We start from the raw sequence: 12765 nt of genomic DNA on the forward strand, positions 1-12765 counted from the left end.
CCGCCGGAAGGCGTCGTCGTCACCGGGGCTGCCGCACCGTGGCCGGGTCGCCTGCCGGTCCGGATGTGCCCGCGTCGGCGGCGGGGCCGGCCACCGGCTGCGGGGTGGCCGGGGAAGCCGTCACCTTCGTGGTGGACGCCCTCGGCCGGAGCAGAACCGCCGAGACGACGGCCGCGAGCAGGGTGAGTGCCGCGGCGACGATCAGGCACAGCCGGAGCCCGTCGAGGAAGGCGTCGCCGACGGCGCCCAGGGCCTGGCCGGTGTGCGGGCCCAGGTTCATCCCGGCGACCGCGCCCAGCCCGCCCTCCCGGGCGGCGTCCACGATGCTCTGCCGGCTCGCTCCCGTGATTCCCGCTTCGGTGAGATGCGCGGGGAACGTGTCGAGGGCCCTGGAGGTGAGGAGGGCGCCCAGAACGGCCGGGCCGAGTGCGCCGCCGATCTGCCGGAAGGCGTTGTTGCCCGCCGCGGCCATACCGGCCAGGTGGTGCGGGACGGAGGCGACCGCGGTGGCCGTCATGGGTGTCAGGACGCCGCCCATCCCGCAGCCCAGCAGGACCAGCCGCCATGAGAGGGAGGCGAACGACGTGTCCGCGTCGAGGGTGGTCATCGAGAGCAGCGCGCCGGAGACCACGAGCAGCCCGGCGGTGATCAGGGTGCGGGCGGGAACCCGGTGCATGAGGCGTGAGACGGGACCGCCGACGGCGATGGAGGCGGCGGTGACCATGAGGAGGCGCCAGGCGGCCTGAAGCGTGTCGAGCTGTTGTACCAGGCCGAAGTAGAGGCTCAGCAGGAAGAAGAAGCCGATGAGTCCCAGGAAGGTGATCATCGCGACCAGGGTGGTGGCCGTGAACGCGGGGCTGCGGAACAGCGCCAGGTCCAGCATCGGGCTGTCGCTGCGCCGCTCCGCAACGACAAAGGCCGCGGCACCGGCCACTGCCACGAACAGCGCCACCAGGACCTGCGGGTCGGTGAAGGATCCGGCACCGCCCTCGATCACTCCGTACACCAGCGCGGTGATCGACACCGCCGCGGTGATCTGGCCCGGCCAGTCGAGCCGCCGTTCGTGCGGGGCACGCGAGTCGGTCAGCAGCCGCGCGGCGAAGACCATCGCGATCAGCGAGACGGGAATGACCAGGAGGTAGATCCACCGCCAGGCCGCGTGCTCCAGCACGACACCGGCTATCAACGGTCCGACGGCCAGCGCCATCAGGAGCGATGTCGCCCACAGGCCGATGAACTTGCCGCGTTCCCGGTGGTCGGGCACGGCATGGCTGATCAGGGCCAGGGTCGTGGGCAGCAGCGCGGCCGCACCCACCCCGGCGAGTGCCTGGCCGGCCCACAGCAACGGTACCGACGTCGCTGCCAGCGCGACTGCGGCACCGACGGCGGAGAACAGCAGGCCCGCCTGGAACACCTTCTTGCGCCCGTGGACGTCCCCGACCACACCGGCCGTCAGGATGAACGCCGCCATGGGCAGGACGAACGCGTCCTGGACCCAGGACAGCTGGGCCGTCGACGCGCCCAGCGCCGCCTGGATGGCGGGCAGGCTCACGGAGACGGTGGTCACCGGCAAGTAGGCGATGAAGACGCCCAGACAGGCCATGACGAGCGTGGCCGCCCGACGGTCGGGCCGACCGCCCGCCAAGGGTGTGACGTTCAAGGAAGCACTCCTTTGCGACGCGGTGCGCCGCGGTAGATGTCCAGCGGAGTTCCGTCACCCGAAGCACGGGTTCGTCCCGAAGTGCGGGCTCCCGTTCCCCCGGGCACGGGTTCCGTCCCGAAGCGCGGGCCCCCGTCCCCCGAAGCGCGGGTTCCGGCCCGCTGCGTAGCCCGGACGGCGCCGTCGGCGCCCGCACGAGGCGGGAGCCGGGACACGTCGGGCCCCTCGGTTCGGACCAGGCCGCGTCCCAGCTTCGGCGAGACCACGCGAGATCAACGAAGCGGCGGCGTCCTTCGAGTCCAAACCTCCATCTTGGAAGCGAACGGTGGCACAATTCCGTCGTGGCCGATGACGTAGACATGAGAATCCTCCGCACGCTCCATCACGCACCGCGCGCCCCGTTCCGGCTCATCGGTGAGGTGAGCGGAGTATCGGAGCAGACGGCGGCCCGCCGTTATCAGGCTCTGCGCCGCGCCGGCGTGTTGCGGGTCGTGGGCCTGGTCGATCCCGCCGTGCACGGTGAGGCGCAGTGGGTCGCCCGCATCCGCTGCCGTCCCGACCGCGCCGGCCCTCTAGCCGACTCGCTCGCCCGCCGCCCCGACATCGCCTACGTCGGCATCGCCTCGGGCGGTTCGGAGATCATCTGCGTCATTCGCTCACCGCTCCACACCCCGCGCGAGAACATGCTGCTCCAGCAACTCCCCCGGTCCGGCGCCGTCCTCGACCTGACCATCGACCTGCTCATCCACCCCTTCGGGGACCTCGGCACGTCCGGCTGGACCGGCTACGGCGGACACCTCACCGCCGAGCAGGAGCAGCGGCTGGCCGGCGCCGGCAGCCCGCCCTCCGCCCCGCCAAGCACGCTGCTCCCCCTCACCGCCGAGGACCGCCCGCTGCTCGACGCACTCACCGAGGACGGCCGCACCTCATACACGCGGCTTGCCGAAGTCACCGGGTGGTCCAAGGGGCGCGTCGCCCGCCGGCTGGAGTCCCTGGAGTCGTCCGGCACCCTCTCGTACGACATCGACCTGCTGCCCGAACACCTCGGCTACCACCTCAACGCCACCCTCTGGCTGCGCGTCGCCCCCGCCCGTCTGGAAAGCACCGGACACGCGATCGCCGCCCACCACGAGGTCGCGTTCGCCGCCGCCACGAGTGGCGACCACAACGTGATGGCCATCGTCATCTGCCGCGACGCCGAGGATTTCTACCGATACCTGACCACCCGCCTCGCCACCACCCCCGGCATCGACACCTATGGGGTCAGCATCCGGGTGCGGCGCCTCAAGCAGGCCGCCTCCCTCATCTCACACGGGCGACTGGTCCCTCCCGCACCTGTCCGGTGACGGCTTCCGGTTGTGCCGGACTGTGCCGGGCGGTTCCGGCCGGCCGGGGCCGGGCTTCCACCGGGCCCAGGCCGGAGGGGCCACCTGCGGAAGCCCCGGCCGGGGCGGCCGCTACATCGCCGCAGGCTCGGGCGTCCCGTCCCGCTCTGCGGCGGCGGGTTCCGCGGAGTCCCCGTCCGAGGAGCGGTCGGGCGACCGCACACCGATCAAGCCGACGGCCGTCAGGACCGCGGCCACGGCCGCGGCCGTACCGCAGATGAGGAAGGCCGTGCCGAAACCGCTGCCCAGGGCGTCGAGGGCGAGATCGTGCGCCGCCGACCCCGGAGTGCCGGGCGGCAGGCTGTTCACGGCGATCGGCCCGCCCTGCCCGGCGATTCCGCGCGCCGCTCCGAGCTGGTCGGCCGGCAGATCCGCCCCGTTGAGGTTCGACGAGAACGCCGAGGCCGCCTTGGACAGGGCGACCGCGCCGACGACGACGGGGCCGAGCGCGAAACCGAGGTCGCGGAGCATGTTGGTCGTCGCGCTCGCCATGCCGGCCAGCTGCGGGGGCACACTGTCCAGCGCCACGGCCGTCACCGAGCTCACGCACAGCGCGAAGCCGATGCCGATCAGCAGGTCGGGCACGACGAAGGCGGTCAGGCCGGGGTCCGTGACGTCGAGTCCCGTGCAGAGGAAGCAGCCGATGGACATCAGGGCGAAGCCCGACGTCAGCAGCCGGCTCGGGGCGACGCGGTGCAGCAGCCGGGAGACGACCGGGATCAGGACGAACGCGGGCCCCTGGAGCAGCAGGAACGGGATGGCGACGCGCAGCGGGTCCTGGTGCTGGACCGGACCGAGCCACATGCTCGTCGCGAAGCACGCGCCGAGGAAGGCGAGCATGCCGATCACGGCGACGACGGACGACACCGTGAAGGCACGGTTGCGGAACAGGCTCAGGTCGAAGATCGGGGACGTGGCGCCCACTTCGACCAGGACGAAGCCGGCGAGGAAGACCAGACCGAGCATCCCGGACAGGATGACGGGAAGGGTCGCCCAACCGGACTCGGGCCCCTCGACGGCCGCGTACAGGACCAGGATGAGACCGGCCGCGAACGTGACCTGGCCCGGGATGTCGAGCTCGCGGCCCTCGGGAGACTTCGACTCGGAGGTCAGCAGCAGCGTGAGCACCATGCTCACGACGGCCAGAGCTACGAGCACCCAGAAGGATCCGCGCCAGGAACCGACCTCGGCGAACACCCCGCCGAGGAGGGGCGAGAGGGCCGCACCGGCGGACAGGAACCCGCTCCACAGCGCGACCGCCTGAGCCCGCTCCCGCGGAGTGCGGGTGACCGACGCGAGCATGGTGAGCGAGCCGGGGAACAGGGCGCCGGCGCCGAGACCGTTGAGCGCCGCGCCGACCCAGAGGACCTGCACGCTGGGTGCGACCGCGGCCACTGCACTGCCGATGGCCAGGATGCCCGCGCCCGCGGTGATCAGCCTCTTGCGGCCGAACCGGTCGCCGAGCACGCCGAAGGTGAATTCGAAGCAGACCACGGCGACCATGAAGGCCGAGGTGATCCAGGTCAGCTGCGAACCGTGGGTGTTCAAATCCTCCTGGAACAGCCCGTTGAGCGAAGCCGGCAGCGCGTTGGCGACCTGCGCCACGAACACCGCGCAGCTGGTGGCAGCCAGCGTCCCCGCGTAGCCCGGTTTCCGGGCAGCCCCCGCGGTTGGGCCGTGGGACGTCGCTGTCCCTTTGTTGAGCGTCATTGCTTTCTCCCTGGCTGGGAAGGTGAGTGCCCCGCCGTCTCGGGCGGGGCCGGCTCCGGCCGACGGCCGTAGCGAGGGGAGGGGGGCGGGGAGCGTCGCGCGTCGCTCACCGTTCACGCCGGCTCTCCGGGCCCGGGCACGCCGACGAGGTCGTCGTCGAGCGTCGCGGGCCTGTCCTGGGCGGACAGGTGCGGCGAGCCGCTGCCGTGGTCACGGCGAAGGGGGAGGAGGCACGCGGCTCGAATCCGGCGTGGTGCCGTGGAGAATGACACTTCGCCATACAGCATGTCAATGAAATGTACGTTGCTTAAGGTAAATTGCCTCGACGTAATATGGGGCTGCCCGGGCGCGACGCGTACGGAAGAAGAGAGGGGTGCGCGGAAGGTGGGGGCACGGGAGAGCGCGGCAGCGGGTGTGGAGGCACCGCAGCGCACACCGGCACGCCGAGGTGCGCCCAGCGGACTCACCGCCCCCGGACGTACCGCCATGCCGCGGGGCGTTACCCCTCGGCCGGCTCCGCCTCGATCGCGCGCGCCGCGGCGTTGAGCGTTGCCACCAGCGACGGAAGGCCGTGCGAGTCGTAGCGCACGCTGGGCATCGACACCGACAGGCCGGCCTGCGCCACCCCGTCCCGGTCGCACACCGGGACACCCACCGCGACGAGCCCGCGCTCGGAGCGCTCCTGGTTCACGGCGAACCCGTTACGGGTGATACGCCGCAGCTCGCTCCGCAGCCGCGCGAGGTCCGGGCGGTCCGCGGGACGGTCGCGGTAGCGCGCGGCGGAGTAGATCTCCGCCAGTTCGCCGTCGTCCAGCCCGGCGAGCAGGAGCAGCCCGGCGGTCGTGCGGTGCGCCGCGAACACCATCCCCTCCCGGGAGCCGACCCGCAGCGCCTGCCGGCTCTCGACACTGGCGATGAACCTGGCCGTGTCTCCGGTGCGGATAGTGAGGTTGGCGGTCTCGTCCAGCAGGCCGACCAGCCGGTGCAGGTGGGGCAGGGCGGCGGCCCGCAGCCGGGACACCTGGGACTGCGAGTGCGCCGCCAGTTCGAGGACGGGGCCCGCCCGGTAGACGCGGTTCTCGTCCTGAACGGCGAAGTCCCGGTACACGAGCATCGCCAGGAGCCGGTGGGCGGTGGAGCGGGCGACCCCCAGCCGTTCGGCGATCTGCGAGACGGTCGCCCCGCCCTCCAGTTGCAGCATGGTCGCCGCTCTCAGGGCATGGTCGACGCTCGCGACGGGATACGGCGGCGGCGTCTTGAGCGGCTTGTCCACAGTGCCTCCTCGGGCGGGCTGCCGCCGCGTCGTCCGGCATGGCAGCGCGCGTCTCCCGCCTCCGCCTCCGCTGCGGCGGCGCGCCGTTCTGCGCCCCCGTATCCGGAACGGCAGCGACGTTCTGCGCCCCCATGTCCCGTACGGCAGGGCGCGTCTGCGCTTCTGTCCCCCCGGTGCGGCAGCGTGCCGGACAGGGGCGAGGGCGAAGGCAAAGATTCTGCTCTCCAGAATCTACATGTCCTGCGTGCGAAGCGGGCGCACGCTGAGGCCGTGACTCAGTCCTCCCCCGCTCAAGACATCGCCACGGGCTCTCCCGTCCGGCTCCGGGCCGTCGACGCAGCAGGCCAGCCCCAGGTCACCCCGGCACTCAAGGAGTTGTACCGGGGCTTCGAACAGGAACTCCTCGTCCCGCTCTGGACCGAGATCGGTGACCTGATGCCGGCCCATCCGCGCTCCCACGCGGTGCCGCACGTGTGGCGCTGGGAACAGGTGCGGGCGCTCGCGGCACAGGCCGGCGAGATCGTCCCGGTCGGCCGTGGCGGCGAGCGCCGCGCCATCGCGCTGGCGAATCCGTCCCTGGGCGGCCGCCCCTTCGCCACACCCACCCTGTGGGCCGCCATCCAGTACCTGATGCCGGGGGAAGACGCCCCCGAGCACCGCCACACCCAGCACGCGTTCCGGTTCGTCGTCGAGGGCGAGGGTGTGTGGACGGTCGTCGGCGGCGATCCCGTGGCCATGCGCCGTGGCGACTTCCTGCCGCAGGCCGGATGGAACATGCACGCGCACCACAACGCCACCGGCGAGCCGATGGCCTGGATCGACGGACTCGACATTCCGTTCCAGTACGCGGGTGAGACCCAGTTCTTCGAGTTCGGCCGGAACGGGATCAGCGAGGCCGAACGCATCACCCCGGACCGCTCGCGCGCCGAACGCCTGTGGGGCCACCCCGGGCTGCGCCCCGTCGCCGCCACCGGGTCCGCCCCCGGCACGCCGCTGCTCGCGTACCGCTGGGAGCACACCGACCGGGCGCTGAGCGACCAGCTCGCCCTGGAGGCGGAGGGCTTCGCCGGCACCGTCGGGCCCGGTCACGCCGCCGTCAGGTTCACCGACCCGGCGACCGCGGCCGACGTCCTGCCGACCATCCGGGCCGAGATGCACCGCGTGATGCGCGGCGCCGAGACGGCCCCGGTCCGCGAGACCGGCTCCTCGGTCTACCAGGTGTTCGACGGCTCGGGCACCGTCACCGTCGGGGAGCGGTCCTGGACCGTCACGCGCGGCGACCTCTTCGTCGTCCCGTCCTGGCAGCCCCTCTCCGTACGGTCCGAGGCCGGCACCACCGACTCCGACTCCGGCGCCCTGGACCTGTTCCGCTTCAGCGACTCCCCGATCTTCGAGGCCCTCCGGCTCGACCGCACCCATGTGGAAGGAACCACCCGATGAAGCTCGCCACCCTCCGTACCGGCACCACCACCCAGGCCGTCCGGGTCGACGGCGACGTCCTGACCGGCCTCGGTGTCCCGGACGTCGGCACCCTGCTGGGCCGGGACGACTGGGCCGGACACGCCGCCGCGGCCACCGCCGCGGACTCCGCGACGTACACCGTGGAAGGCGCCGAGTACGCGCCCGTCGTTCCGCAGCCCTCGAAGGTGATCTGCGTCGGGCTCAACTACCGCACCCACATCACGGAGATGGGCCGGGACCTGCCCGAACACCCCACCCTGTTCGCAAAGTTCGCCGACTCCCTGATCGGGGCGGGGGACGACATCCGGCGGCCCGAGGAAACCGACCGGTTCGACTGGGAGGTGGAGCTCGCGGTGGTCGTCGGCAGGCAGGTGCGCCGAGTGCGCGGCGAGGAGGCCGAGCAGGCGATCGCCGGGTTCACCGTCCTCAACGACCTCACCTGCCGGGACTGGCAGTTCCGCACCCGTGAGTGGCTCCAGGGCAAGATGTGGGACTCCAGCACCCCCGTCGGCCCGTTCCTGGTCACGCCCGACGAGCTGCCCGGCGGCGTACGGCCCGCGCTCGACGTCCGGCTCACCGTGGACGGTGAGCTCATGCAGTCCGACACGACGGCCGACCTGCTCTTCGACCCGGTGCACCTCGTGGAGTACGTCTCCACGATCACGCGTCTCAACCCTGGCGACATCATCGCCACCGGCACCCCGGGCGGTGTCGGACACGCCCGCAAGCCGGAGCGCTACCTGCTGGGCGGGGAGACGGTCGTCGCCGAGATCGACGGCATCGGCCGCCTGGAGAACCGCGTCGTCAAGGAGAAGTCCGCCTGATGTCCCGTACGTTCGAGGAAGCGCGCCGCTGGGCGCAGCTCGGTACCACCCTGTTCGTCCGGGCCGCCGACCTCGCGGACGCCGCACTGGCCGCGCCGAGCGCGCTGCCCGGCTGGACCCGCAAGCACTTGGTCGCGCATGTCGCGGCCAACGCCGACGCCCTGGGCAACCTCGTCCACTGGGCCGCCACGGGCGAGCCGACCCCGATGTACGCCTCCGCGGACGAGCGCGCCGCCGGCATCGAGCGGGGCGCCGCGATGCCGGCCGCCGAGCTCACCGCCTGGCTGCGCCGCAGCGCGGAGGAGCTGGCGGGAGCGACGGCCGTTCTCGGTGACGCCGAGTGGCAGGCCCCGGTGGTGACGGCGCAGGGCCGTACCGTCCCCGCCGCCGAACTGCCCTGGATGCGCTCCCGCGAGGTGTGTGTCCACGCGGTCGACCTGGGCACCGGTCCGACCTTCGCGGACCTGCCGGCCGGCTTCCTCGCCGCGCTCTGTGACGACGTCGTGGCCAAGCGCGCCAAGGAGTCCGGCCCTGCGCTGGTTCTGGAGGCGACGGGCAGCGGTGCGTTCTGGAAGCTCCCCGGGGCGGGCGAGCCCACCGTGATCGTCGGAGAGCTCCACGAGATCACCGCGTATCTCACCGGTCGTGCCCACGCTCTCGTGGCGCCCGGCGGCGGGCCGGTGCCCGTCCTTGCCCGCTGGCTCTGACGCACAGGACGGGGCAGGGGCGTGCGGTCTGGCTCACCCGCCCCGTCCCCGCCCCGCCCCCGCCCTGTCCCGCCCCGGGCACGGGCGTACGGCGACCGGATACCCCGACCGACCCCCAGCACTTCTGCCACGCGACGATCCCCGCGATTCGAGGAAGAGACGATGAATCCTGCGAACCCTCCCACCGGCGAAAACCCTGACGTGATCATCGTCGGAGGCGGCATCGGCGGCCTCAGCTCGGCGTTCGCCCTCGCCCGGCAGGGGCTGCGCGTACGCGTCCTCGAACGGGCCCCGGAGTTCGGCGAGGTCGGCGCGGGCCTTCAGATCGCGCCCAACTGCACCCGCATCCTCGACGAGTACGGTCTGCTCGACGAGGCCAAGGAGCTGGGCGTGCTCCCGGAGAACATGGTGATGCGTGACGCCCTCGACTCCCGTGAGCTGACCCGGCTCGACCTGCGGGACGTGGAGCGGCGCTACGGCTTCCCGTACATGGTGATCCACCGCAGCGATCTGCACGGCATCTTCCTGCGCGCCTGCCGCCGGGCCGGTGTGGAACTTCTGACCGACCGGACGGTGACCGATTACGAGCACACCGACGGCGGCGCCCGGATCCACCTGGCGGACGGCGGCACCGAGGAGGCTCCCGTCGTGATCGCCGCCGACGGGCTGCACTCGGTGGCCCGGCGCACACTGGTCGGCGACGAGGTGGTCAGTTCCGACTACGTCGCCTACCGCGCGGCTGTCCCGATCGACGAGGTGCGTGACAATGGCGTCGCCGAGAAGGACGTCACCGTGTACGTCGGTCCGCGCTGCCACTTCGTGCAGTACGCCCTGCGGGGCGGCGACATGTTCAACCAGGTCGCCGTGTTCGAGTCCCCGAAGGCTCTGGCCGGCAAGGACGACTGGGGCACTCCGGATGAGTTGGACGCGGCCTTCGCCGCCACCTGCGACGCCGTACGCAAGGGCATCCCCCTGATGTGGCGCGACCGGTGGTGGCAGATGCTCGACCGGGACCCGGTCGAGACGTGGGTGCACGGCCGGATCGCCCTGCTCGGCGATGCCGCCCACCCGCCCCTCCAGTACATGGCCCAGGGCGCGATCATGGCGATCGAGGACGGCTGGGTCCTCGCCCGGCACGTCGCCCGCCACACCGCCGCGAACGCGGGGGCGGATGCGCACGCGGGAGCGGCCGTGAACACCGGAACGGACCGGAACGCGGACGCGGAGGTGAACACCGCACCGGGCGGGAGCGCGGGAGTTCCGGACTGGGACGCCGTCCTCACCTCCTACGAAGCGGTCCGCGTCGAACACTGCCGCCGGGTGCAGACCACCGCCCGCGCCTGGGGGGAGCTGTGGCACCTGGACGGCGAGCAGCGGCTGCGGCGCAACGCGATCATGCGCGGCCGGGACGACCACGACTACGGGTTCACCGACTGGGTGTACGGCCCCACCGCATTGGACCCGGACGAGGAACCCGCGATGTTCACCCCGATCCCGCTGTCCTCGGCCCGGCTCGGGGACGACGCCGCTCACGAGGTGGCCCGGGCATGATCACGACCATTGCCGCGACGGCCGACGAGGCCGTCGCGGGTGCCGGGCACGGTTCGACGGTCCTGGTGGGCGGATTCGGTCTGGCGGGCATGCCGTTCGATCTCATCGACGCCCTGATCCGCCAGGCGCCGGCGAGCTGACTGCTCACCCGGGACGGCGCCTCCAAGGCCCGTGCCCGACCGCACCTCCCCGCCCACCGGCAGCGGCTGCGTCATCCGGGTCTGCACCGAGCACGGCGTCTTCGCGCCCGGCCCCGACGGGGTCACGGTCCTCGAGACGACGGGATCAGGACCGAGGAGCTGCGGGAACGGCTCGCCGTCGACCCGGTCCGACGATGCGCAGCCGGTCGGTATACAACGCGTCAGGACTCGGTGCGGGCTGTGTGGTGCCCAACCGCTTCGTGCGATCGACGAGCCGCGGCACGTTAGGATCCGGTCATGGCGAACCTTCGTGAGGCACAGAAGCAGATGACCCGTCGCCTGCTGCTGGAGTCGGGAATCGAGCAGTTCAGGACGAAGGGGTACGCCGCCACCACCGTCGACGACATCGCGACCGCGGCGGGTACGACGCGGGCGACCTTCTACGCGTACTTCTCCTCCCGCAGCGAGCTGATGCAGGCCCTGATCGACGAGCAGCTCAACGAGGTGTTGCAGCGCGTCGGTTCTCCCGAGCACGGGTCCACGGCGCAGGGCCTCGTGGCCACGGTCGCCGACGGCTCGCCGGAGGCGATCACGGACTGGCTGCGCCGCACCTCCGACAGCTGGCCGGCGATCTGGCCCCTCATCCGGATCGGCCGGGACGCCGCGGTGGTCGATCCGGAGCTCACCGACCTGGTCGAGCGGTGGATGGAGGAGGCCATCGGCGACATCGAGGACGGCCTGACGGCGGCCGGGCGACTGGAACCGTATCAGCGCCATTTCCGGGGTGTCCTGGCGATGGCCGAGCTCGACTTCGTCGCCCAGAACTGGCACCGCGCCGAGTGGAAGCTCACGCGCGACCAGATGCTCGACGAGCTCGGGACCAGCTGGGTGCGCCTGTTGCACTGAGCGCCGTCGCGGTCAGGCCCGCGCGGCGGCCTTCCAGGACAGCTTCCGTCGCGGTCACGTACGCGCGGCGGCGTGGCACGACGACCCCCTCGCGGCCACGTACGCGTCGCGGCAGCCCACCCCTTGCGGTCACGTACGGGCTGCAGCATGGGACGGCAACCACGCCGCCGCACTCATGTGCACGGCGGCGTTGCCCAGCCTCCCCTTTCCGGTCACAGATCCGCCGCGGCGTCGAACAGCAGCGCCCGCAGCCATGCGGTGAAGTGCTGATCGGTCAGGCGCGGGTTCCAGACGATGTCGATGCCGAGCCCCGGCAGCGGGAACGGGAACTCCTCGATCCGCAGGTCGGTGAGTGCCCGCATGGCGGTGGCCACCTGGTGGCGCAGGAGCGCCACGCCGCCGCCCGTACGGGCAACCAGGAAAGGGACCAGCAGGAAGTCGGAGATCAGCTGGCCGACCCGGTAGGTGATCCCGTTCTCCTCCAGCAACGCGTAGGGAAAGACCCGCCGTTCGGTGTCGACGACGATGTGCCGCTGCGTGGTCAGAAGTTCGATCGCGCTCGCCCCGGGCGGTGTGTCCGGTGAGGCCACCACCACGCAGCGGTCGTTGTACAGCCGCTCGCGCGGGTACGGCGAGAAGTGGCCCTCGGAGAGCAGCACCACGTCGACGCCCTTGTCGGTGAAGGTCGCCTCGGTCGGCACCGTGATCGTGCGGACGCGCAAGGTGGCGTGCGGGGCGCGCTCCGCGACGAGCCGGGTCAGGTGGGGTCCGACGACGAAGGCTGTGCTGTTCGTCATGGCGACCGTGATGACGCGCCGGTCCGTCACCGGGTCGAAGCACGGGAATTCCACGATGCGTGCCGTCTGCTCCAGGGCGCTGCGCAGCGGAGCGATCAGCTCCAGCGCGCGCGGAGTGAGCGTGACGCCGGTTCCCTGCCGGACGACGAGATCGTCACCCAGCAGCCGCCGCATGCGCGTGAGGGCGTGGCTCATCGCCGGCTGCGAAAGCCCCACCCGCTCCGCGGCCCGGGTCACCGATCCCTCCTCCAGGAGCGCGAGGAGGGGCACCAGCAGGTTGAGGTTGACCGAGGCCAGCCGGTCCAGACCCGAACCCGTGGTGCCCTCTTCGCCGTCATTCATGGAGGAGAC

10 protein-coding genes and 1 pseudogene are annotated in these 12765 nt (G+C 72.0%); 7 read left to right on the forward strand and 4 right to left on the reverse strand.

The genetic code is table 11. The annotated features are described in order from the left end of the window. Positions 1 to 19: 19 nt before the first annotated feature. Positions 20 to 1660 carry an MFS transporter gene (locus ACGFZA_RS29340; protein WP_393683027.1) on the reverse strand — a complete coding sequence of 547 codons (1641 nt, stop codon included), beginning with the start codon at positions 1658 to 1660 and terminating at the stop codon, positions 20 to 22. A 341-nt stretch (positions 1661 to 2001) separates the two neighbouring features. On the opposite strand from ACGFZA_RS29340, the gene ACGFZA_RS29345 reads away from it, so the two are divergent. After that, a complete protein-coding gene (locus tag ACGFZA_RS29345; RefSeq protein WP_393683029.1) occupies positions 2002 to 3006 on the forward strand; it encodes an Lrp/AsnC family transcriptional regulator in 1005 nt (334 codons plus the stop codon). A 111-nt stretch (positions 3007 to 3117) separates the two neighbouring features. On the opposite strand, the gene ACGFZA_RS29350 is transcribed toward ACGFZA_RS29345, so the two are convergent. Together ACGFZA_RS29350 and ACGFZA_RS29355 are read right to left on the reverse strand one after the other, a co-directional pair. Next, on the reverse strand, positions 3118 to 4755 hold the full coding sequence (locus ACGFZA_RS29350; protein WP_393683031.1) for an MFS transporter: 1638 nt from the start codon (positions 4753 to 4755) through the stop codon (positions 3118 to 3120). A gap of 499 nt (positions 4756 to 5254) precedes the next feature. Next, complete coding sequence (locus ACGFZA_RS29355; RefSeq protein ID WP_393683033.1) at positions 5255 to 6028, reverse strand: IclR family transcriptional regulator; 774 nt, start codon at positions 6026 to 6028, stop codon at positions 5255 to 5257. 270 nt (positions 6029 to 6298) lie between these two features. Here ACGFZA_RS29355 and ACGFZA_RS29360 point away from each other — a divergent pair, with 270 nt between their 5' ends. The 6 genes and pseudogenes from ACGFZA_RS29360 to ACGFZA_RS29385 all read left to right on the forward strand — a co-directional run bounded on the left by ACGFZA_RS29360 (position 6299) and on the right by ACGFZA_RS29385 (position 11617). Continuing rightward, complete coding sequence (locus tag ACGFZA_RS29360; RefSeq protein ID WP_393683035.1) at positions 6299 to 7468, forward strand: cupin domain-containing protein; 1170 nt, start codon at positions 6299 to 6301, stop codon at positions 7466 to 7468. Beyond that, entirely contained in the window at positions 7465 to 8313 is an 849-nt protein-coding gene (locus ACGFZA_RS29365) for a fumarylacetoacetate hydrolase family protein (RefSeq protein WP_393683037.1), read from the forward strand. The genes ACGFZA_RS29360 and ACGFZA_RS29365 overlap by 4 nt, the downstream gene beginning before the upstream one ends. Continuing rightward, positions 8313 to 9020 carry a maleylpyruvate isomerase family mycothiol-dependent enzyme gene (locus tag ACGFZA_RS29370; RefSeq protein WP_385276483.1) on the forward strand — a complete coding sequence of 236 codons (708 nt, stop codon included), beginning with the start codon at positions 8313 to 8315 and terminating at the stop codon, positions 9018 to 9020. Before ACGFZA_RS29365 ends, ACGFZA_RS29370 begins: the two co-directional genes overlap by 1 nt. 162 nt (positions 9021 to 9182) lie before the next feature. Beyond that, positions 9183 to 10571, forward strand: coding sequence for an FAD-dependent oxidoreductase (locus ACGFZA_RS29375; protein WP_393683039.1), 1389 nt, complete (start codon positions 9183 to 9185; stop codon positions 10569 to 10571). Beyond that, a pseudogene (locus ACGFZA_RS29380) lies at positions 10568 to 10696 on the forward strand (CoA-transferase); the annotation flags it as partial. The gene ACGFZA_RS29375 and the pseudogene ACGFZA_RS29380, both read left to right, overlap by 4 nt. A 312-nt stretch (positions 10697 to 11008) precedes the next feature. Further along, a complete protein-coding gene (locus tag ACGFZA_RS29385; RefSeq protein WP_385276477.1) occupies positions 11009 to 11617 on the forward strand; it encodes a TetR/AcrR family transcriptional regulator in 609 nt (202 codons plus the stop codon). Positions 11618 to 11829: 212 nt separating this feature from the next. On the opposite strand, the gene ACGFZA_RS29390 is transcribed toward ACGFZA_RS29385, so the two are convergent. Further along, positions 11830 to 12756, reverse strand: a complete 927-nt coding sequence (locus tag ACGFZA_RS29390) for a LysR family transcriptional regulator (RefSeq protein WP_385276474.1) — start codon at positions 12754 to 12756, stop codon at positions 11830 to 11832. Positions 12757 to 12765: the final 9 nt, after the last annotated feature.

It is taken from the genome of Streptomyces sp. NPDC048211, assembly GCF_043202315.1.
Lineage (GTDB): Bacteria > Actinomycetota > Actinomycetes > Streptomycetales > Streptomycetaceae > Streptomyces.

Coding starts and splice junctions, on each gene's coding strand:
- ACGFZA_RS29385 (WP_385276477.1), top strand. CDS start 11,009: ATGGCGAACCTTCGTGAGGCACAGAAGCAGATGACCCGTCGCCTGCTG.
- ACGFZA_RS29350 (WP_393683031.1), bottom strand. CDS start 4,755: ATGACGCTCAACAAAGGGACAGCGACGTCCCACGGCCCAACCGCGGGG.
- ACGFZA_RS29375 (WP_393683039.1), top strand. CDS start 9,183: ATGAATCCTGCGAACCCTCCCACCGGCGAAAACCCTGACGTGATCATC.
- ACGFZA_RS29390 (WP_385276474.1), bottom strand. CDS start 12,756: ATGAATGACGGCGAAGAGGGCACCACGGGTTCGGGTCTGGACCGGCTG.
- ACGFZA_RS29370 (WP_385276483.1), top strand. CDS start 8,313: ATGTCCCGTACGTTCGAGGAAGCGCGCCGCTGGGCGCAGCTCGGTACC.
- ACGFZA_RS29365 (WP_393683037.1), top strand. CDS start 7,465: ATGAAGCTCGCCACCCTCCGTACCGGCACCACCACCCAGGCCGTCCGG.